The organism is Balneola sp., from assembly GCA_003712055.1.
GTDB lineage: Bacteria > Bacteroidota > Rhodothermia > Balneolales > Balneolaceae > RHLJ01.
The window spans coordinates 20,720-39,310 of the sequence record RHLJ01000006.1 but is presented as its reverse complement, the minus strand read 5'-3'; the positions used below and the strand labels follow the sequence as shown (position 1 = coordinate 39,310).

Below are 18,591 nucleotides of genomic sequence, written 5' to 3'. Positions count from 1 at the left end.
TTCACGATTGAACTAAATCTAATCTTCCTATGAAATTATCGGTTTCTTCTCTTTCTATTTTCACGTTCATCATCGTCCTTGCAGGTTGCTCAGGATTAAATGAACAGGAATTCTCTGTCGACTATGAAAAATTTACACTTGATAACGGTCTTGAAGTAATCTTCCATCAGGATGACTCCGATCCTGTTACTGCGGTAGCTCTAACTTTTCATGTTGGATCTTCCAGAGAGAAAGAAGGCAAAACCGGTTTTGCTCATTTGTTTGAACACCTCCTATTCTTAGAATCAGAAAACCTGGGTAAAGGTGGTCTTGATCAAATGAGTAGTAGAATTGGTGGTTCAGGTGCCAATGGATCAACAAGTCGTGATCGTACCAACTATTTCCAAACTGTACCCAACGACGCTCTTGAAAAAATGATTTGGGCTGAAGCAGATAAACTTGGGTACTTCATCAACACAGTTACGGAAGCTGTTGTAGCAAAGGAGAAGCAGGTTGTAAAGAATGAAAAGCGCCAGGGAATTGATAATCAGCCTTATGGCCATGCCAATTATGTGATCGGTAAGAACATGTATCCCGAAGAGCACCCATATAACTGGCAGGTGATTGGATCGCTCGAAGATCTGCAAAATGCCACCTTAGCTGATGTAAAGGAATTCTATAATACCTGGTACACACCAAATAATGCTACACTAGTGATAGCCGGAGATTTTGATCCTGTGCAGGCAAAAGAATGGATACACAAATACTTTGATGAAATTCCAAGGGGAATTGAGATCGAACCAATTGAAGATCGACCAGCAGTTCTTGCTGAAACTAAAAAACTTTATTACGAAGATAATTTTGCTCGCCTTCCTGAATTAAGAATGTACTGGCCAGGTGTCGACCTTTACCATCCAGACTCCTATGCATTGGACATTTTGATGGAATTATTGGCTTCTGGTAAAAAAGCTCCACTTAATAAAGTATTGATCGATGAGAAAGAACTTACTTCGACGGTGTTCATGTTCAGCAACAATTCTGAGATAGCTGGTGAAGTTGGTTTTATTACCAGGGCATTCCCTGGTACCGACTTGAACGAAGTACATGTAGCCGTAGAAGAAGCTTTCACCAGGTTTGAAGAAGAAGGGTTTACCGATGCCGATTTAAACAGAATCAAAGCAGGTATTGAAACTCAATTTTATAATGGCCTTTCAAGTGTATTGGGTAAAGCGTTCAACCTTGCTCAGTACAATATTTTTGCTGATGATCCCGGATACATTAATGAAGACATCAAAAAAACCTTAGCGGTTACCCGTGAAGATGTAATGCGAGTTTATGAGCAATACATCAAAGGAAAGGATTTTGTAGCTACCAGTTTTGTCCCAAGAGGCCAAACCGATTTAATTCTTGATGGCTCTGAACTAGCTAGTGTTGAGGAAGAGGTAATCGCTGAAAGCGGTGCTGATGAGTCTTTCACCCTTCCCGAAGAAACTGATTATGAGCGTACCGCTTCTAGTTTCGACCGAACTGTTGAGCCACCATATGGAGAAAGCCCAACGATTAAAATCCCTGAGATTTGGGAAACTGAGCTTTCTAATGGATTGAAAGTTTACGGCATTGAAAACACAGAATTACCGCTCGTTCAGTTTGAGTTAAAGCTAAAAGGAGGCTTGTTGCTAGATGATCCTGATAAAGTAGGGGTAGCTAACCTTGTAGCTGAAGTTATGACCAGAGGAACGGCAAATAAAACTCCGGAAGAATTAGAAGAAGCTATTGATGATCTGGGTGCATCCATAAATATTAGTTCAGGACAGCAAAGCATCAGCATTACTGGTAATACTCTTTCACGAAACTATTCAGCTACAATGGCTCTGGTTCAGGAAATGCTTTTGGAACCTAGATGGGATGAAACTGAGTTCGATTTAGCTAAACAAAGCACTTTAAGTCAAATTGCAGCGCAAAGTGCTAATCCAAATAGTATAGCAGCCAACGCCTATAACAAATTGATTTATGGTGAAGATAACATTCTATCCAATAACTCCATTGGAACTACTGAAAGTGTTGAAACTATCACGATTGATGATCTGAAATCGTATTACGAAAGTAACTTCTCTCCTACTCTTGCTAGTTACATGGTTGTAGGATCTGTAAATGAACGAGCAGTTACTTCAGCACTTCGAGGAATACAGGAAGGTTGGGCTGCGAAAGATGTACAGCTTCCTGAACTTACTTTTCCTGAGGCTCCCTCTGAATCGCAGGTATATTTCTATGACGTACCTAATGCAAAGCAATCCGTAATCCGTTTTGGTTACCTGGCTATGCCCGTTACCGACGAAAATTATTACCCTGCTACAGTTATGAATTATATCCTGGGTGGCGGTGGCTTTGCTTCAAGATTTACCCAGGAACTTCGAGAAGGAAAGGGATACACATATGGAATTGGATCAGGATTTGGTGGTTCTGCCCTTCCAGGTCCATTTACCATTAGTAGTGGAGTACGAACTAATGTTACCTACGAATCAGCGGCTTTGGTCAAAGAAATTCTGGAGCAGTATCCAACTACTTTTACCGAACAGGATCTTGAAACCACTAAGAGTTTTCTATTAAAGAGTAATGCCCGTCGATTTGAGACCTTAGGTGCAAAACTGAATATGGTCGAAAACATCTCAGATTATGGATGGAGTCCGAATTACATCCTGGAAAGAGAACAAATAGTTCAGGACATGACCATTGATCGTATTTCGGAACTTGCAGGAGAATATGCCAATCCAAATCGAATGATCTATTTAGTGGTTGGAGATGCCGCTACTCAAATGGATAGATTGGAGGCTCTTGGTTTTGGTAAACCAATTTTAATAAGCGAGAATTTTAGAGAAGGAAATTAAGCTCCATGCAAAACAGGGTTAATGAGCTCATCGAAAAGCTCGAACTTTCCCAACATGTAGAAGGCGGTTTCTTTAAAGAAACCTACAGAAGTGAAGGAAGCATATCCGAAGGAAGCCTTTCAGAAGAATTCGAAGGATCTCGAAATTATTCTACCGGCATTTACTTCCTTCTCACTTCGGATACCTTTTCTGCATTCCATCGAATCAAACAGGATGAGATGTGGCACTTCTACGAAGGTTCTCCATTGACTATCCACATGATTGATGAGCGAGGTAAGTATTCATTTCATCGATTAGGCCTCGAATTGGGGGATCAACAATCTCCTCAGTTTACAGTTCCCCGGGGGTATTGGTTTGCTGCTGAGGTTGAAGACCCAAATAGCTACACCCTGATTGGATGCACTGTTTCCCCTGGTTTTGATTTCTCTGATTTTGAGTTAGCTGACAGAAAAAATCTAATCGAATCCTTCCCCTCCCATGAACAAATTATAAATCGACTTACCAGGTTTTGACTATTGATTTAAAGAATTTTCTAGTCATTCAAACCGGCATTAGTGCATAATTTATTTAACCCACCCCTTTCCCCTCCGAGGAGGGGAACTCTTTGATAAAGTTTCATTACTGAAAGTGAACAACTCTCTTCAATAATCAAAAGTCAATCCTCCCCTCCATTGGAGGGGATTGAGGGGTGGGTTAAATTTAAAGATTGAAATAAGTTATTACTTTAGCTCATTGTATTAGGTACTACTACTTCTGGTTGGTATAGATTTTGCCGAATCCTTACCTTTTAGTTCATATTCACTTTTAGATTAAAGACCATAGAAGACGCACGTACATTACTCGAGTTAGTAGTCCAGCTTGGCGATACTGATCCTGTTTCACTTTTTGGTTTGCATGACCAAAACATAAGAGTGCTAGATACCAATTTTCCCGAAACTAAAATCAACGCCCGGGGAGAACGGGTTAAGATAACCGGACCTAGTTCTGAAGTATCTCTTGTTAAGGAAATAATAGAAGGCATGATTGAGGTAGCTCAGCGAAAGTCGAAGGTTACCGAGGACGATGTAAATACCTTAATAGCACTTAAAAGTGGAGAACTCCAGGCGAAAGAGCGTAAGCACCCTGCTTATACAGGGGATGGGGAACTCATTCTTTATACTCATAAAGGAGAAGCCATCCTTGCTAAAACGCCGGGACAAAAGCGGATTTATAAATCTTCTGCCGCCAATGATATTGTATTCGCCATTGGACCTGCAGGTACCGGAAAAACTTATACCTCGGTCGCTTTAGCAGTTAAAGCCCTTAAAGAACGCAGAGTTCAAAAAATCATTCTTGCAAGACCTGCCGTTGAGGCTGGCGAAAATCTGGGCTTTCTTCCTGGAGATTTAAAGGAAAAAATTGACCCTTACCTCCGCCCTCTCTATGATGCTTTAGAGGATATGATTGATCAGGAAAAACTGAACCTTCATCTTTCGAAAAATGTGATAGAGATTGCTCCTCTGGCATATATGAGAGGCCGTACATTAAATAATGCTTTCGTGATTTTGGATGAAGCCCAAAATGCGACAAATACACAAATGAAGATGTTCCTGACAAGAATTGGCTTCAATAGCAGAGCAATTATTACCGGAGACATTACTCAAACCGACCTCCCGAAAAGGCAACAATCAGGACTAGTTTCCATCCAAAAAATTCTGGCAGATATTGAAGGGATCGACTTTGTGTACTTACGAGATGAAGATGTTGTAAGACATAAGCTGGTTAAGGATATCATTAATGCATATGACCGCTACGACGAAGAGCAGGAAGAATCCTAATTTGAGTACAAATCAAACATACGTTGCAGCCCTCTATGAAGGAACTTTTTCTGTAGGCCTTGATCGAATATTCAATCGCATCCCAAAAGATGGTCAACCAGCGAAAGGCGCACTTAAAATCTCACTTAACCCCTTCCTGATTGTTACTCCAGATAGGAATATCCTTTTTGATTGTGGGATAGGCGAATTTGGTGAGGATACCGGACCGCATTTTATTCGAAAGAATCTTGAAGAGCATGGACTCACCGAGTTTGACATAACCGATGTTTTCTTGAGTCATCTTCATTATGACCATATTGGTGGGTTAGCAAATAAGGAGAACGGGTACTGGGAACTCACTTTCCCCGATGCAAAAATATGGACTTCTGAAAAAGATTGGGAAAGAGCTACCGCAAAAGAGGTATGGTATGATGAGGAGAAAACGGAATTTCTTTCCTTCGTTGATGCACGGGCAGATATACACTTTTTGAATGAACAAGACCAACCTTATCCAGAAATCTCTGTTGAAAAGATTGGCGGTCATACTGAACATCACTTAGTTCTTCTTTTTAATGATGGAACCAACAAATTCCTTCAGGCTGGAGATGTCATAGCAACCCGGAGTCAGATCAATAGAAAATTTGCTGCTAAATATGATTTTGATCCTCAAACCAGTCAGGCTCAAAGAGAGAGGTTGGCCAAACTTGCTTTTGATGAAGGCTATATCGTCCTTGGATTTCATGATGACCAGGATCCCATTGTTAAGATTACGGGGTATGACGAAAAAACTGGTTATCAAACCGAAGCACTAGAATCTTATGTCCCTTCCTAAGCATGTATTAAGTATAAAAGAGGTTCTTGAGGAAAAAGGCTTCCCATCAAAAATTGATGCTGTTGTTATTCTGGGGTCGGGGTTGGGAAGCTTTGGCGGTGAAATTGAAAACCCAATTACAGTCCCTTACTCAGAAATTCCTGGCTTTCCTCAATCAACAGTACAAGGGCATTCCGGTTCCTTAATCTTTGGGACTATCAATAATAAATCTGTACTAGCCTTCTCTGGTCGATTTCATTTCTATGAAGGTTATGATTTAGAAAAAACAGTGCTTCCAGTCCAACTAGCAAAAGCTTTCGAAACCGATAAACTACTTATTTCCAATGCAGCCGGAGGCATAAACCTGGATTTCCAGGTCGGTGATCTGATGGTAATCGATACGATTATGAGTCCAGCTAAAGAGTTGAATATCACTTCAGGCACCCAACTTTCTGAAATTGCCCTATCCGTCCGGGACATTGCTTCTTCTTTAAGCGTCCCTACAAAGAAAGGCTCCTACCTCTATGTAACCGGCCCCAACTATGAGACCAAATCAGAAATCCATGCTTTCCGATTTCTTGGAGGAGACGCTGTAGGAATGAGCACGGCTCCTGAGCTTATTGAAGCGGAGCGTTTGGGTGTGAAAGCAGCTGCCATTTCCTTAATCACCAATGCTGCAGCAGGTGTTACTGACCAAAAGCTCGATCATTCTGAGGTAAAAGATGCTGCTGAGGCGAAGAAAGAAGTTTTTGCTAAGCTTGTTAAGGGATTGATTGAAGCGCTATAAATTATCTAATTGTATGCGCATAGGATATCTTCTATCTAATCCCTCGTATATACCATATACAGCTTCATCTGTAGCTCTATAGAAATAGAAGTTTTTCGATACTGTAATTAATTCTTTTTCATTACTTGAAAGATTAATCCTAATGATCTGGCTGTTGCTCTCCTCCGAAAAATTATAAATACGAAAGTAGGCATATTCAGAGGTAACATCGAAAACACTAAAAAGAGGAAAATTCCCCGGCTCTCTTAAATTGTTTTCAACATTTGGGAATATCGTTGTTAATCCTTCGTACTCATCTAAAATATAGTCTACCTCTTCTTCTTTTTTCTTTCTTTTCGGAAAATATCCTAAATCGTAGTTTTTTACTGATCGAGTAACCAAATCAACTTCTGTAACTGAGAATTCTTTTGAGTTAGCTATGAAGAGCTTGCTATTTCTAAATATCCGATACGTCTCATAGCTTAGAAATTCATTTTGCATTATACCATTTCCCTTTCTATCAGCCACTACCCCTGTAGGTAATACATACAATTCCTCTTCCATTTCGAGTTTATCATTTAACGAGTATAGAATAAAAGATTGATCATTTTTACCATCAGAATGCTGGGAAAAAACATCTTTGAAAATTCCAAAATACTGATCTCCTACTTTTGCAAAATCATATATAAGAAATGGATAATAACTTGGAAGAGAGAAACCCATTCTGTATATAAGTGAATCGTTTCGGACACCATATGATTCAATTTTATTTCCTCTCATATCTAAGATGAAAATGTTATTCTTTTCATCTACATAAATAGAATTAACCACTTGAAATTCACCTGGCCCCATTCCATTACCACCTTGAATTCCCAAGCTTACTCCATTTTTATCAAGTAACTGCAAATTCCAATCACTAGGACTAACAGCTAGAACATTTCCATAATTATCCAAATCTAGACGAAATGGTATTATGATGTTTTCACTTGTAAATGGCTCCTGCTCAGATTCTATTTGAACTTGATTTAAATTCGCTACAAAGGAAGAAAAAGTCTGACTTTTTTCCTCCTCCTTCTTAGAGCTCTTTTTTTTACATGTAGCAAGAAAAAAAGAAAGGAACAGAAAGGTTACGCAAATGATGAAACTTAGATTTCTCAATTTTCTGCTCCTCAATTAACTAAAAACCTTCTGCTTCTGCTATTGTACATGCATAATATGACGTGTTACATGCCATAACATGAATAACAGCTGCTGCATATTGGTCGGGTATAGATGGGTCATAAGGGTTAGAATTAATACAAACTATTAAGCCAATTTCACAGGCTCCCGGGTCATTTGAAAAAGAATCACTTGTAAAGAATAATAACATTAATAAAACTGAACTGAGCTTAAAAAAATTTTTCATCTCTTTAGATATTTAGTTGAGGTTGAGAAATAGGGTAATAATCTTAAACTATTCTATTGCTTCAATTCTCCTCAATTTTTTCCTTGAAATTTTTTGGTGTCATTCCAACTGCTTTAGAAAATGATCTACTAAACGCACTGTAGCTTATAAAGCCAACTTCAAAACCAGCACAGCATATGTTTTCTTCTTTCTCCATACTTCCTAAGATTTCTTTTGAAGCTTCAATCCTTAAATGAAGGATGTAGTTTTTCAAACCGTGCCCGACGTAGTGTTTAAATTTACCCGAGAAATTTTTATTTGATATACAACATTGTTTCAATGCTATTGATACGTTGAGATCAGATTCGAATAAATGTTCATGTACAAACTTATACACTCTTTGCACATCTATTGGCCATTCTTCTTTGCAATTATCAAACTTTAAAGTGTACTGCTCCTTGATTACTTGAATTCTCTTAAACCTATCTATCATGTTTCTTTTTAGTTACGGACAAAAAGTAATTCACGATTTTTAGCATTCAAAATTTATTTTGGTTCAACCTGTCTTTTAACCGAATACCTTTGGTAATCATCAGTGAAGTCGAAGGATCAAACTATATTTAAACCCAGTTAGATCCTTCGCAGGTATGCTCAGGATGACTATCCTGATTTACCTAATTGATTTAGGTATGAAATTTTTGCAACTTACCTAACACAATTAGGTATGCACGCAAAAATTTTGTCATGATTTCACGAGAACTAAAAGCAGCTTCATCAAAACCATTAATCCTATCCATCTTAAGCAGAGGTGAGAGCTACGGATACGAGATTATCCAAAAAATCGAGCAGATTTCAGGAGGCGAATGGGAATGGTCAGAAGCGATGCTCTACCCTGTTCTCCATCGACTTGATGCTGACGGATTGATCCAATCCAGATGGGCTATTCTTGAGAACGGCCGAAAACGTAAATACTACAGCCTTACTTCAAAAGGTAAAGAAGCACTGCAAGTAGAAAAACAACGCTGGATGAAAGTACATAATGCCCTAATAAGCCTATGGGGGCCTAATCCGAAACTATCATTTGAGTAATAAAACTATGTTTAACCTGGAAAACGCCGTAAGAGAGTGGCACAAAAAACTCAAAAAGCACCCTGATCTTGAACCCGGGGTAATTGAAGAGTTAGAAACACATCTTTATGATAAAATTGACTCGCTAAAATCTGAGGGGTTAAGTGAAGAAGAAGCATTTAATAGGGCTTCCTCTGAAATCCCAGGAGCTGTTAGTTCTTTCGCTTCTGAATTTAGCAAAGCCAAAAAGCGACCTATAATAAAAGGCACCAAAGTTTCTTTTTGGATGCTCATACCTAATTATTTCAAGGTAGCTCTGCGTCAGCTTTACAGGCAAAAAGGATATTCTATAATAAATATTCTGGGACTGGCAGTCGGTATAGCTACTACCATTTTGATAATGATGTATGTAAAGCATGAGCTCAGCTATGATACTTTTCATACTAATTCAGACCGGATTTACAGGCTTATAAATGAGAACCCTACTTCTGGTCAACAGGGTATTGCAAAGGTAAATGGTCCCTGGGGAGTAACTGCAAATGAGAATATTCCGGAGGTAGATAATGTAACCCGATTTGTCTTTTTCACAACTCCCATTGTACAACGTGGCGAAACTTCCAATTACGAAGTTTCTGGGTTCTATGCTGATGCTTCGGTGTTTGATGTTTTTGGGTATGAAATGATTAGCGGTGATCCCAAAACCGCGCTGGTTAATCCGAATTCAGTCGCACTTACTGAACAGGTTGCAGAAATTTACTTCCCTAACGAAGACCCCGTTGGTAAATCACTTACCATGGATGGAGTTGAATATACCGTTACTGCTCTGCTAGAAGACATACCTGGAAATACACATATTTCATTCCGCTACCTGGTTTCTATGTCAAGTCTTACTCACCCGGAAAGGGACGACTGGATACGCTGGAACCAATTTTATACCTATCTCTTACTGGCTGAAGAAGCTACTCCTGATGTAGTGGCGCAGAAATTCCAGGAGATATTGCCAACTTATATTAGTGAGGACGCTTTACCCAACTATAACGCAAGCTTACAGTTGATCTCGGATATCCATCTTAACTCTGATTTATTCAGGGAAATAACTGCCAACTCGAACATCATTTATGTATATGTATTTTCTGCAATTGCCCTTCTGATTCTCCTTATAGCTTGTGTCAATTTCACAAACCTTGCTACAGCAAAAGCTATGAACAGGGCCAGGGAAATAGGAGTAAGAAAATCTGCAGGTGCTTTGAAATCAACTCTACGAGCTCAGTTCCTTGGTGAGTCTATTGTATACACAGCCATTTCTTCAATTTTTGCAATTGGACTGGCTATTGCTGCACTTAATCTTTTCAACCAAATTACCCTACAAAGCTTTACTGTTTCCGACTTATTTGACTTCCAGCTTATAAGTTGGATACTCATTTTAATTGTCTTTATCGGAATCTTATCCGGAAGCTATCCTGCTTTCCTGTTATCCGCATTTAAGCCTGTACAATCTCTGAAAGGAGAAATTAAGATATCCGGGAGCAACACAGTAAGAAGTGGATTAATCGTATTCCAGTTTGCAATTACTACTGCATTGATTCTTGCAACAAGTGTTGTAATTCAACAGCTAAATTATGTACAAAACCAGGATCTTGGTTTCGACAAAGAACAACTGGTTATATTGAGAATCAGAGATAATAGCTTGAGAGAACAGGCTGATACTTTTAAAGAAGAGCTCCTTCGAAACCCTAATATCATTAATGCTTCTATATCAGCAAACTTCCCAGGCGGAACCGATTATGGAATACCAAGTCAGCCTGAAGGGATTCCTGAAGAGCAACGCCCCCCTATGCGAGTACTTGCTGTAGATCACGAGTTCGTTGAAACCTTCGGAATGAAAGTAGCTCAGGGCAGAAGTTTCTCAAGGGATATTACTACCGATGCTTTTGGTTCTGTACTGATAAACGAGGAGGCTGCGAGACAATTAGGGTGGGAAAACCCTCTTGATCACAGGATATCAATCGATGCAATTGGTTTTGGTCCTGCACCGGTAATTGGTGTTCTTGAAGACTTTCATTTTAGGTCGTTTAGAGAAGCTATCTCCCCCATCATGCTATTTATCCCTACAGCTGATTGGTACACCTACTATACCATCCGAATTTCTCCTGATAATGTAGAAGAAAGCCTTGCTCATATTCAAAGTACCTGGGAGAAGTTCGACCCTGTGAACCCTTTCTCCAGCATCTTTTTTGATAGTTATTATCAGGGTTTGTACTACCAGGAACAGAGTACACAAAACTTGCTCAACTACTCCACCTTGTTGGCTATAATTATCTCGGCAATCGGCCTGTTTGGCTTAGCTTCTTTTATCACAGAAAAGAGAACGAAAGAAATTGGTATCCGAAAAGTACTTGGAGCTTCTGTAAGAGAAGTGGTCTTCATGATGGCTAAGCAATTCACAAAATTTGTAGCCATTTCCCTTTTAATTGCTATTCCAGTGGCTTATTTCGGAATGGGTAAATGGCTTGAAAGTTTTGCCTATAAAACGAATATAAACGCTATCACCATTTTAATTACTGCAGCTAGTGTTTTTGGAATAGCGTGGGTATCAGTGAGTTATCAATCCATAAAAGCTGCTTTATCTAATCCAATTAAGAGCTTAAGAAGTGAGTAACTGAAAGTCATCCTGAGGCCGCCGCCGAAGGATCAGCTGATCCTTCGCTTTCGCTCAGGATTGTATATGTCAGGTAATTCGTTGACAGTTTTGGTTAAACTCAGTGAGTCATTATTCACTTCTAACCATTTTTTAATGAAGTCATCCCGAACTTGTTTCGGGATCTTATGGAATGGCTGGAAATGTACTATTCATCGCTACCCCTTACACCGGGAAGAATACTACCAATTCATTGCTCAGAGGTAGAGTTTGATGCTCTTAGGGTGTTGATTAACCAGAGGTACCTTCCTTGTTATATTTTTGAGGTGCTTTATAGTTCCAATCCTCACAAAGATCCCGAAACAAGTTCGGGATGACTCTGAGATTGAAAGTTTTGTATAGATTCATGAAACCAAGCATTCAGAGTTGTCAACGAATTACCTGATATCTACAAGGATGACTAACTAAAAAAATACCACGGTGGTAGGGTACCACCGTGGTTAGGCTTTAACTCTCTTGACATATTGTTTTAGGGTATGATTGTGATTTTGTTCCTATAACACCCTTGACTCTTCCAGATTTATATCCGCCCATTTCCAAGCCTCTCTCAATCTTATCTTAATCCCCTCTGCCTCCTTGTAATCTCCTTGGTTGATATAACTATTGTATAAACCGAACAACGACCATCCGTTTTCTGGAAAAATCTCCAGGTCTTCTTTATACACCTCCTGAGCTTCTGCAATCCTTTTAGCTTTTAGTAGAACAGCCCCTAAAGATTGGCGGACTGGATAGTGCCAGTCAGATGGCTCGTTATAATTGAGTTCGTCTTCAAGCTCAACTGCTTTTCTAAGGATGAAGATCGCTTTATCGTAGTTTTCATCCTTCCCTTCGATTTCTCCTTCAAGGGTAAGGGAAGCTATAGATAGAACATCAACAGCTGAGTTTATTTCCCAAACAGTGATTCCCTCTAAACGCGCATCCTCACGAAGTTTATCTAAAGCTTTTAATTCATTTCGCGCAGCATCAGTATTTCCTTCAGCGGTATAAGCAATACCTCTGGCATAATGCCAAATTGCTCTTGGATATACTAAATCTTCAGCTGGCTCAGGAGTAGCCATAATCTTTTCCCATTTTCCGAACCTCACATAAGCATATAATGGAGTTACCCAATAGTGTTGAAGTGTTCCAAGCCCTGGGGTTCTCATGTTATCTTCATCTACATGATGAGCCATATGCTCCGCGGCCATTATCGCTTTCTTGCTATTTCCTTGAAGAGTAGCCATTGCCCATAGGAAATGTTGATTATGAGGTACATAAGCCAATGGATATAGTCCTTGTCTTCTACACTGATTTACATAATCCTCGTCCACAAGAATAGCACGTTCATTAGCTTCTACTCCTTCCTGGTATAACCCGGTTCGGATATAAATATGGCTTGGCATATGAACAAGGTGACCAGACGCCGGAACCAAATCTTCGAGTGTCTTGGCATATTTTAGTGCTCTTTCAGAAGTCTTCGATGCTTCAACTACATGGATGTAATAGTGAATCAGACCTGCATGCTTTGGATGCTGTTCTAATCCTTCTTCTAATACCTCAAGTATTTCTGGTGTCCACTCTTTTGGCCGGCCATTACTTTCCCAATAGTCCCAGGCATGAATCACCATAAGTGCTTCCGCAAGCATGGTGCGTACATTAGGGTCGTTAGGATATTTCTTTACTACTTTCTTCATGGCTCTAGCGTATGCAGCATCCAGTTCCGTCCGATCAGAAAGTGTTTCATCAGCAGAATAGCGTGTAGCTAATGCGTCTACTAAATCGCGTTCCTTTTGTGATGCATATTTTTTAAGACTCACCGCCTTCTGAATAGCTTCGTATGCTGGTATTACCGCAGCTGGCTCCATTGCAGCATTGATATTTGAACCTAATACCAGAGCCTGTCCCCAGTATGCAATTGCCGAGTTAGGGTCAATAAGTGCTACTTGTTCATAAGAACGAGCTGCTTCCAAATGATTAAATCCATACGTAAGTGCAATTGCCTGATTAAAGAAAATACTAGCCAGATCATCTTTAGAAGAGATCTCAAAGTCATGCATCCCCATACCCTCGAATAGAGGTGCATGTTGTGCCTTAAACAACTTGTCACCTTGCATAGGCTGACTTAAAGCTAATTGTGCTGATGCCGTCACGATCAGCACACCCATTATTATTTGTCTCATTGTTATTACTACCTAAATGTTAAGTTTATTTTTCTTAGTGATTATTCAATCTTGACGCCTCATTTCTGATGCGGTAAAAATTACGCAGTTAGACCAGGTGGGATGCGAGTCCTTGCGTCAACAATGGGTGTACAGGTACACTAAGGTAGGAGTAAACATTAGGTGATCAGCCTAATTTTTTTGTGCTAAAACTGGTTTTATTGAGGTTTCTATGAAACCTCAAGTGACTCTTTTTCGAGCGCTATCATAAACTCGGTGAGATTATCCTCGGTATTCAAATCCAGTTTTTTTCTAAGACGATAGCGGGCTGTTTTAACGGAATCAGGAGAAATACCCAGAATGGCAGCCATCTCTTTAATGGTAAGATTTAGTTTTACTAAGGCAGAAAGCCTCATTTCATTGGGAGTCAGGTCGGAATAGCGTTCTTTAAGGATGTGGTAAAACCCGGAATGTACTTCTTCGAAATGCATCTTGAATTGCTTCCAGTCCTCATCAAGGCTAAAACTTTGATCAACGAGTCGAGAAAGGCTATTTAATTCACGAGAAGAAACCTCTCTCTTCAGGTTTTCAACCTTTTCCTTCATTTCTTCCATCATCTCATTTTTCTGCACCATATTGAGGCTATGAGTAGTAAGCTGCTTATTCTTAAACTCAATATCCCGTTGAAGTTCTTTTCTTTTCAACTTCGATACTTCAAGTTCTGCCTCTCCTTTTTGAATCTTATGCCGCTGACTTCTGACTATTAATAAACCTATCACGATAAAGAGAGCCAATCCACCAACCAGTGAAGCCTGTATGATACTCCTTCTTTCATTTTCGGCCTGTAGAGCAGCGATTTCCTGTTCCCTTTCTCCAATTCGGAACCGGGCTTCAAACTCTACCAGATTCTTTGCTCGCTCTTCGTCTAAAATAGAATCCCGAACAGCAATTAATTCTTCATGGTATGCTGTTGCTTCATCATAAGCTCCAGTCTCTTTGGCAACCTGAATAAGTACCTCAATATTGTTTTCTGCCATCCTCCAGTCATTCACTGACAAAGCCAATGTTTTAGCTTTGAAGGCCGCGTCTCTGGAGTCTGCTAAATCACCTTTGTTAAGGTGCATATGGGAAAGTTTATTCAATAAAAACTGAGTAGTATTGGAGAACCCGGCCTGCTCTGCCTTCTCAATTCCTTCTTCCAGAATATTGGTGGCCCGATCATAATTACCCATTTCATAGTACACTTCGGCAACTTCGTCAAGGTTGTGCAAGGCCATAAACGTATTGCCTAATGAATCGGCTAGTTTTACTGCATTGTTAGCCATTTCAAGGGCTTCTGATAACCTGTCTTCATCCTGGTAAATATTCGCAATGTTAAGCATGAGCTGCGGCACAGCATGCTGGTAGCCCTTATCCTTAAACAAGGATATCGCTTTTTGATAATACTCCGCTGCTTTCTCAAGATTCCCGTTTTTCTCTTCCAGAAATCCAGCTTCTGAAAGTGCAATCGATTCTCCTCCCCAATCTCCTATTTCCTGGGCTTTGTGTATGGCATCGTGTAAAAAACGCTGAGCTATTCTGTATTCTTCAAGGTTTTGCTGAACCAGTCCCAGCTTAGTAAGTGCAAAAACCTCACCGCGTTCATTCCCTAGTTCTCGGGCATATTCCAGCGATTTGAAGTATAGTTCTGAAGCTCGCTCATATTCTGAGATATCTACATATGAAGAACCTAACACCTGTAGAACCCTAAGTTCATTCGCCTTTTCTCCAAGTCGCTCAAAGATGATTTGAGCGTCCAGGAAATTGTTTATAGCTGCTGACTTTTTATCCGTAAATGCAAAGGCATACCCTAAAAAGTAATGACTTTCGGCTATCAGACTATCACTATTTAATGCTTTGGATAGATCCAGCGCCTCCTGGGCATATTCGGTAGCTAGTTGGGTATTTTGAAAAGATATTCTTGATGAAAGTCGGTGCAAAATCTCTATACGGTCGGAACCCGCACTGTTTTCCAATTGCTGAGTGAGCTCATCAAGCTGGGAAGCTCCATGGCCATGTTGTGCATTGGCTGTTCCGGAAATAATAAGTAGTAGAGAAATGGAGAACCAAATAACCCTAATTGCTAACATAACCCGATTAATTGATTGGCTTAAAATAAACGATCGGGTTCTATCGAACAAGTTAGGTTATTGTTGCGCAGTGATTTTGGATAGTTAAGACATAAATTGCATTTGGGTAGCAGGATGTACATATTTTTTATTGGTGTTAGACTTAACATATTAAAGGGTATTATGATGGGTGCATTTCTTGATTTAGAGTTTCATAAACGAATTGGTCTTTTTCTGGTAATAAGTACCATTGTAGGATTCCTATCCCTTTGGCTTTCTCTAAAAATTGTTTATCCGGACGGATCTGTCCCCCAACTTAAGGGTTACTGTTGCGAGTACTGCGAAAATGGAACGGCTTGTGTTCAGGCCGCTGTCGGTGATCCATCGGCTTCCAAGTCAGAAGTATGCTCACACATGAGTTCTTATGAGGATAAAAAAGGTGTTGCCATTTCAGTTCCAATTGCCCCTTCGGATACATGGAGTAATGTAGCTTATCTAGTGATTGCTCTGCTTCCCCTCGCCCAACGCATTCGTACAAATATTACTGCTATCCTATTTACTGTGGTAGCCTTGATATTGGGATTTGGAAGCGGCCTCTTTCATGCAGCTGGCACCCCAAATGGTGAACTTGCAGACGTTTTCGGGATGTTCATCGTGTTTGGTTTCCTGGCAGCGAACAGTGTTCTTGTTTTGCTTGATAAAAAAATATTCTGCTACTCATCGTTCTAACTGCTGTACTCACATGGATGCAATTCTTTTTAAGATCGGTTTCAGGTGATGTATTAGCACTTGGTACGATCGCAGCCATCATTCTTATTCCTCTTATTATTTCGAGTAGAGGTAAGCCACATCATGGGAGAGTGCTTTGGTGCTTAGTCATTTTTATTATAGCCATTGTTTTTAGGCAACTTGATTCCACTTTTTGCGGAATTTTTGGTGAGCACTGCATTATCCAGGGACATGCCATTTGGCATACCATTTCTGCTTTTGGGATAGGCTATGTTTTTTGGGTGCAACAGGAACTTACTGAAGAAGCAATTGATACAGAATCAACTATGGCAGTTGAATGAAGTGAATTAAGATTCTGCTTTTGAATTTCCCCAGGCTCCATATACTTGATCTAGTATTTTTTTAGCCTTGCCAGAATTGCCATGATTGCCAGGTGCTACTATTGTTTTAGCAATATATAACTCTTTTTGTTTATAGAACTCTATTACCAGAATATCATTCGAGTCTTTCAGATAAATCCTGTGAACCTTCTCCCAAGGAACCAACTCCTCTTTTAATTGAAACCCTTTATCAGTCATAACAATTACTTCTAACCCACTCCATTTAACAAAATTAAGAACCAGTACTGATATCGGGATTATCAACAAAAAAGAAATATTCCACCAATTACCATCCGATGCCCCGCTTGAGTTGTAACCCACGATTAATTCATAAATAATGAAACCAATAAAAGGAACCTGAACAATCAAACTCCCTTTTATGATGTAGTAGTAAAAAGTATCAGTAATCGTCACTTTTCAGCGGCAATTCTTGGTATGGTAAAAATCTCTCTTTGGCGACCATCCAAATACCAAACCCCGGTTTCATCGAAGAAAGCATCTTCTTCTAGCATGATTCGAATTTCCTTTCCCCATTCTTCGATATAGGTAGCAGCGTTTAGTTCAATGGAATATGCTGTATTAAGATGTAATGGGTAATCTCCTTTTACAGGAACACCCCCCTGAGAATCCCACATCCCTAAGGTAGTACCAGCAGCATGGCCATGGTACCCCAATGGATGAGTATAAATGGAAGGTTTAATGCCTTCATCGATAGCTTCTTCACGAGACATCTTTAGTACTTCGTTTCCGGTTCTACCTTCTCTAAAATTGTTTGTAAAGATATCCTGAAGCCTGTTTCCATTTCTAAATGCTTCTTGAAGATACCCAGGAACCTCTGTTTCACCAGGTTTTAGTATATAGGCATGTTGCTGGGTATCGGTATTCAACCTTAGGTAAGTAATTCCAAAATCGACATGGAGAAGGTCTCCCGGTAAAATCACATTTTCTCCCGGTCGGCTATCGAATGTTCTGAGGTGATCGAAAGATTCAGGATCAGCTCGTTGAATGGAAACACTTGGATGAAACCAGGTTATTAACTTTAATTCTCTCACTTTTTCTCTGAACCACCACACCACATCATCAGTGGTTGTAACCCCTGGCTGAATAACTCTATCTGAAAAACCTTCAGCTATTATCTCATGGGCAATCCTGACTATTTGAGGATAGAGCACCATTTCCTTTGGAGTCCGGGTTTCCAGCCAACCAATAGCTACCTTTTCTGCTGATACTATTCGGTTTGAATACTTTTCTCCAATATTAACCCGAAGCTCTTCCAAATCGGTAGCTACAATTCCATCTGCTAAGCCAAAATGTTCGGATTTATTAATTCCAATTCGCTGTGGATCACGTTCTTCAATAATCTCCTTCAGCCTTTCCCATTGATTGGGTTGCACTTCCTTATTCCATGCTTTTTTGAATATCTCACCCACATCATATCTGGCTACAGCTAAAGTTTCTAATCCTTCCTCCTCACCCCGGTCGTATATAACAAGAATAGTTCTTCTCCGAGCAGCTAGCCAGGTAGCAGGTAACATGGTTTCAATTACCGGATCTTCGTTGTACTCCCTGGAAATAATTACCCACATATCAATGCCTTCTCTTCTCATTATATTGGGAAGCACAGTTTCAATTTTGTCCTTCAACAAATCATTGATCACCTCTGCTCGTTGCTTCATAGGAAGAATTTCGGGATAGCTTTGAGCTTGAGCTATCATGCTAAAGCAAATGATGAATAAAAATAAGATCCCTAAAGCGTGTGTACCCTTCATTTTTGTACCGATAAGTTAGTTTTGATTAATTAGCTCTTTAAGCTTTAAAAATTGGTCATTCCGCAGCATAAGCCGGAATC

Annotated in this window: 16 protein-coding genes; 9 read left to right on the top strand and 7 right to left on the bottom strand. The window is 39.8% G+C overall.

Annotation, left to right across the window (positions count from 1 at the left end):
- Positions 1 to 29 precede the first annotated feature (29 nt).
- The 5 genes from ED557_13615 to ED557_13595 all read left to right on the top strand — a co-directional run bounded on the left by ED557_13615 (position 30) and on the right by ED557_13595 (position 6,258).
- Positions 30 to 2,864 (top strand): insulinase family protein, encoded by a 2,835-nt coding sequence (locus tag ED557_13615; protein ID RNC79559.1) that lies wholly within the window; start codon positions 30 to 32, stop codon positions 2,862 to 2,864.
- A 5-nt stretch (positions 2,865 to 2,869) separates the two neighbouring features.
- Complete coding sequence (locus ED557_13610) at positions 2,870 to 3,376, top strand: cupin domain-containing protein (protein RNC79558.1); 507 nt, start codon at positions 2,870 to 2,872, stop codon at positions 3,374 to 3,376.
- A gap of 306 nt (positions 3,377 to 3,682) precedes the next feature.
- On the top strand, positions 3,683 to 4,681 hold the full coding sequence (locus ED557_13605) for a PhoH family protein (protein ID RNC79557.1): 999 nt from the start codon (positions 3,683 to 3,685) through the stop codon (positions 4,679 to 4,681).
- Positions 4,647 to 5,492, top strand: coding sequence for an MBL fold metallo-hydrolase (locus ED557_13600; GenBank protein RNC79556.1), 846 nt, complete (start codon positions 4,647 to 4,649; stop codon positions 5,490 to 5,492). The genes ED557_13605 and ED557_13600 overlap by 35 nt, the downstream gene beginning before the upstream one ends.
- A complete protein-coding gene (locus ED557_13595; protein ID RNC79555.1) occupies positions 5,479 to 6,258 on the top strand; it encodes a purine-nucleoside phosphorylase in 780 nt (259 codons plus the stop codon). Before ED557_13600 ends, ED557_13595 begins: the two co-directional genes overlap by 14 nt.
- On the opposite strand, the gene ED557_13590 is transcribed toward ED557_13595, so the two are convergent.
- The 3 genes from ED557_13590 to ED557_13580 form a co-directional block, all read right to left on the bottom strand.
- Positions 6,253 to 7,395 carry a hypothetical protein gene (locus ED557_13590; protein RNC79554.1) on the bottom strand — a complete coding sequence of 381 codons (1,143 nt, stop codon included), beginning with the start codon at positions 7,393 to 7,395 and terminating at the stop codon, positions 6,253 to 6,255. The genes ED557_13595 and ED557_13590 overlap by 6 nt on opposite strands.
- Before the next feature lie 19 nt (positions 7,396 to 7,414).
- On the bottom strand, positions 7,415 to 7,642 hold the full coding sequence (locus tag ED557_13585) for a hypothetical protein (GenBank protein ID RNC79553.1): 228 nt from the start codon (positions 7,640 to 7,642) through the stop codon (positions 7,415 to 7,417).
- A gap of 61 nt (positions 7,643 to 7,703) precedes the next feature.
- The gene (locus tag ED557_13580; protein RNC79552.1) at positions 7,704 to 8,114 is read right to left on the bottom strand and encodes an AraC family transcriptional regulator; all 411 of its coding nucleotides are present in this window, start codon (positions 8,112 to 8,114) and stop codon (positions 7,704 to 7,706) included.
- 251 nt (positions 8,115 to 8,365) lie between these two features.
- Here ED557_13580 and ED557_13575 point away from each other — a divergent pair, with 251 nt between their 5' ends.
- Both ED557_13575 and ED557_13570 read left to right on the top strand, forming a co-directional pair.
- The gene (locus ED557_13575) at positions 8,366 to 8,710 is read left to right on the top strand and encodes a PadR family transcriptional regulator (GenBank protein ID RNC79551.1); all 345 of its coding nucleotides are present in this window, start codon (positions 8,366 to 8,368) and stop codon (positions 8,708 to 8,710) included.
- A 7-nt stretch (positions 8,711 to 8,717) separates the two neighbouring features.
- A complete protein-coding gene (locus ED557_13570; protein ID RNC79550.1) occupies positions 8,718 to 11,348 on the top strand; it encodes an FtsX-like permease family protein in 2,631 nt (876 codons plus the stop codon).
- 533 nt (positions 11,349 to 11,881) lie between these two features.
- Here the strand turns inward: ED557_13570 and ED557_13565 are convergent.
- Together ED557_13565 and ED557_13560 are read right to left on the bottom strand one after the other, a co-directional pair.
- Positions 11,882 to 13,531 carry a hypothetical protein gene (locus ED557_13565; protein RNC79549.1) on the bottom strand — a complete coding sequence of 550 codons (1,650 nt, stop codon included), beginning with the start codon at positions 13,529 to 13,531 and terminating at the stop codon, positions 11,882 to 11,884.
- Between the two features lie 224 nt (positions 13,532 to 13,755).
- The gene (locus tag ED557_13560) at positions 13,756 to 15,654 is read right to left on the bottom strand and encodes a hypothetical protein (protein RNC79548.1); all 1,899 of its coding nucleotides are present in this window, start codon (positions 15,652 to 15,654) and stop codon (positions 13,756 to 13,758) included.
- A gap of 114 nt (positions 15,655 to 15,768) precedes the next feature.
- Between ED557_13560 and ED557_13555 the strand changes: the two genes are divergently transcribed.
- Both ED557_13555 and ED557_13550 read left to right on the top strand, forming a co-directional pair.
- Complete coding sequence (locus ED557_13555; protein RNC79547.1) at positions 15,769 to 16,362, top strand: hypothetical protein; 594 nt, start codon at positions 15,769 to 15,771, stop codon at positions 16,360 to 16,362.
- A gap of 17 nt (positions 16,363 to 16,379) precedes the next feature.
- Positions 16,380 to 16,703, top strand: a complete 324-nt coding sequence (locus ED557_13550) for a hypothetical protein (protein ID RNC79546.1) — start codon at positions 16,380 to 16,382, stop codon at positions 16,701 to 16,703.
- Between the two features lie 6 nt (positions 16,704 to 16,709).
- Here ED557_13550 and ED557_13545 read toward each other — a convergent pair whose 3' ends face one another.
- Together ED557_13545 and ED557_13540 are read right to left on the bottom strand one after the other, a co-directional pair.
- Complete coding sequence (locus tag ED557_13545; GenBank protein ID RNC79545.1) at positions 16,710 to 17,156, bottom strand: hypothetical protein; 447 nt, start codon at positions 17,154 to 17,156, stop codon at positions 16,710 to 16,712.
- Entirely contained in the window at positions 17,153 to 18,511 is a 1,359-nt protein-coding gene (locus tag ED557_13540) for a M24 family metallopeptidase (protein ID RNC79544.1), read from the bottom strand. The genes ED557_13545 and ED557_13540 overlap by 4 nt, the downstream gene beginning before the upstream one ends.
- Positions 18,512 to 18,591 lie beyond the last annotated feature (80 nt).

Coding starts and splice junctions, on each gene's coding strand:
- ED557_13570 (RNC79550.1), top strand. CDS start 8,718: ATGTTTAACCTGGAAAACGCCGTAAGAGAGTGGCACAAAAAACTCAAA.
- ED557_13555 (RNC79547.1), top strand. CDS start 15,769: ATGTACATATTTTTTATTGGTGTTAGACTTAACATATTAAAGGGTATT.
- ED557_13580 (RNC79552.1), bottom strand. CDS start 8,114: ATGATAGATAGGTTTAAGAGAATTCAAGTAATCAAGGAGCAGTACACT.
- ED557_13610 (RNC79558.1), top strand. CDS start 2,870: ATGCAAAACAGGGTTAATGAGCTCATCGAAAAGCTCGAACTTTCCCAA.
- ED557_13540 (RNC79544.1), bottom strand. CDS start 18,511: ATGAAGGGTACACACGCTTTAGGGATCTTATTTTTATTCATCATTTGC.
- ED557_13560 (RNC79548.1), bottom strand. CDS start 15,654: ATGTTAGCAATTAGGGTTATTTGGTTCTCCATTTCTCTACTACTTATT.
- ED557_13550 (RNC79546.1), top strand. CDS start 16,380: ATGCAATTCTTTTTAAGATCGGTTTCAGGTGATGTATTAGCACTTGGT.
- ED557_13585 (RNC79553.1), bottom strand. CDS start 7,642: ATGAAAAATTTTTTTAAGCTCAGTTCAGTTTTATTAATGTTATTATTC.
- ED557_13575 (RNC79551.1), top strand. CDS start 8,366: ATGATTTCACGAGAACTAAAAGCAGCTTCATCAAAACCATTAATCCTA.
- ED557_13565 (RNC79549.1), bottom strand. CDS start 13,531: ATGGGTGTGCTGATCGTGACGGCATCAGCACAATTAGCTTTAAGTCAG.
- ED557_13600 (RNC79556.1), top strand. CDS start 4,647: ATGACCGCTACGACGAAGAGCAGGAAGAATCCTAATTTGAGTACAAAT.
- ED557_13595 (RNC79555.1), top strand. CDS start 5,479: ATGTCCCTTCCTAAGCATGTATTAAGTATAAAAGAGGTTCTTGAGGAA.
- ED557_13615 (RNC79559.1), top strand. CDS start 30: ATGAAATTATCGGTTTCTTCTCTTTCTATTTTCACGTTCATCATCGTC.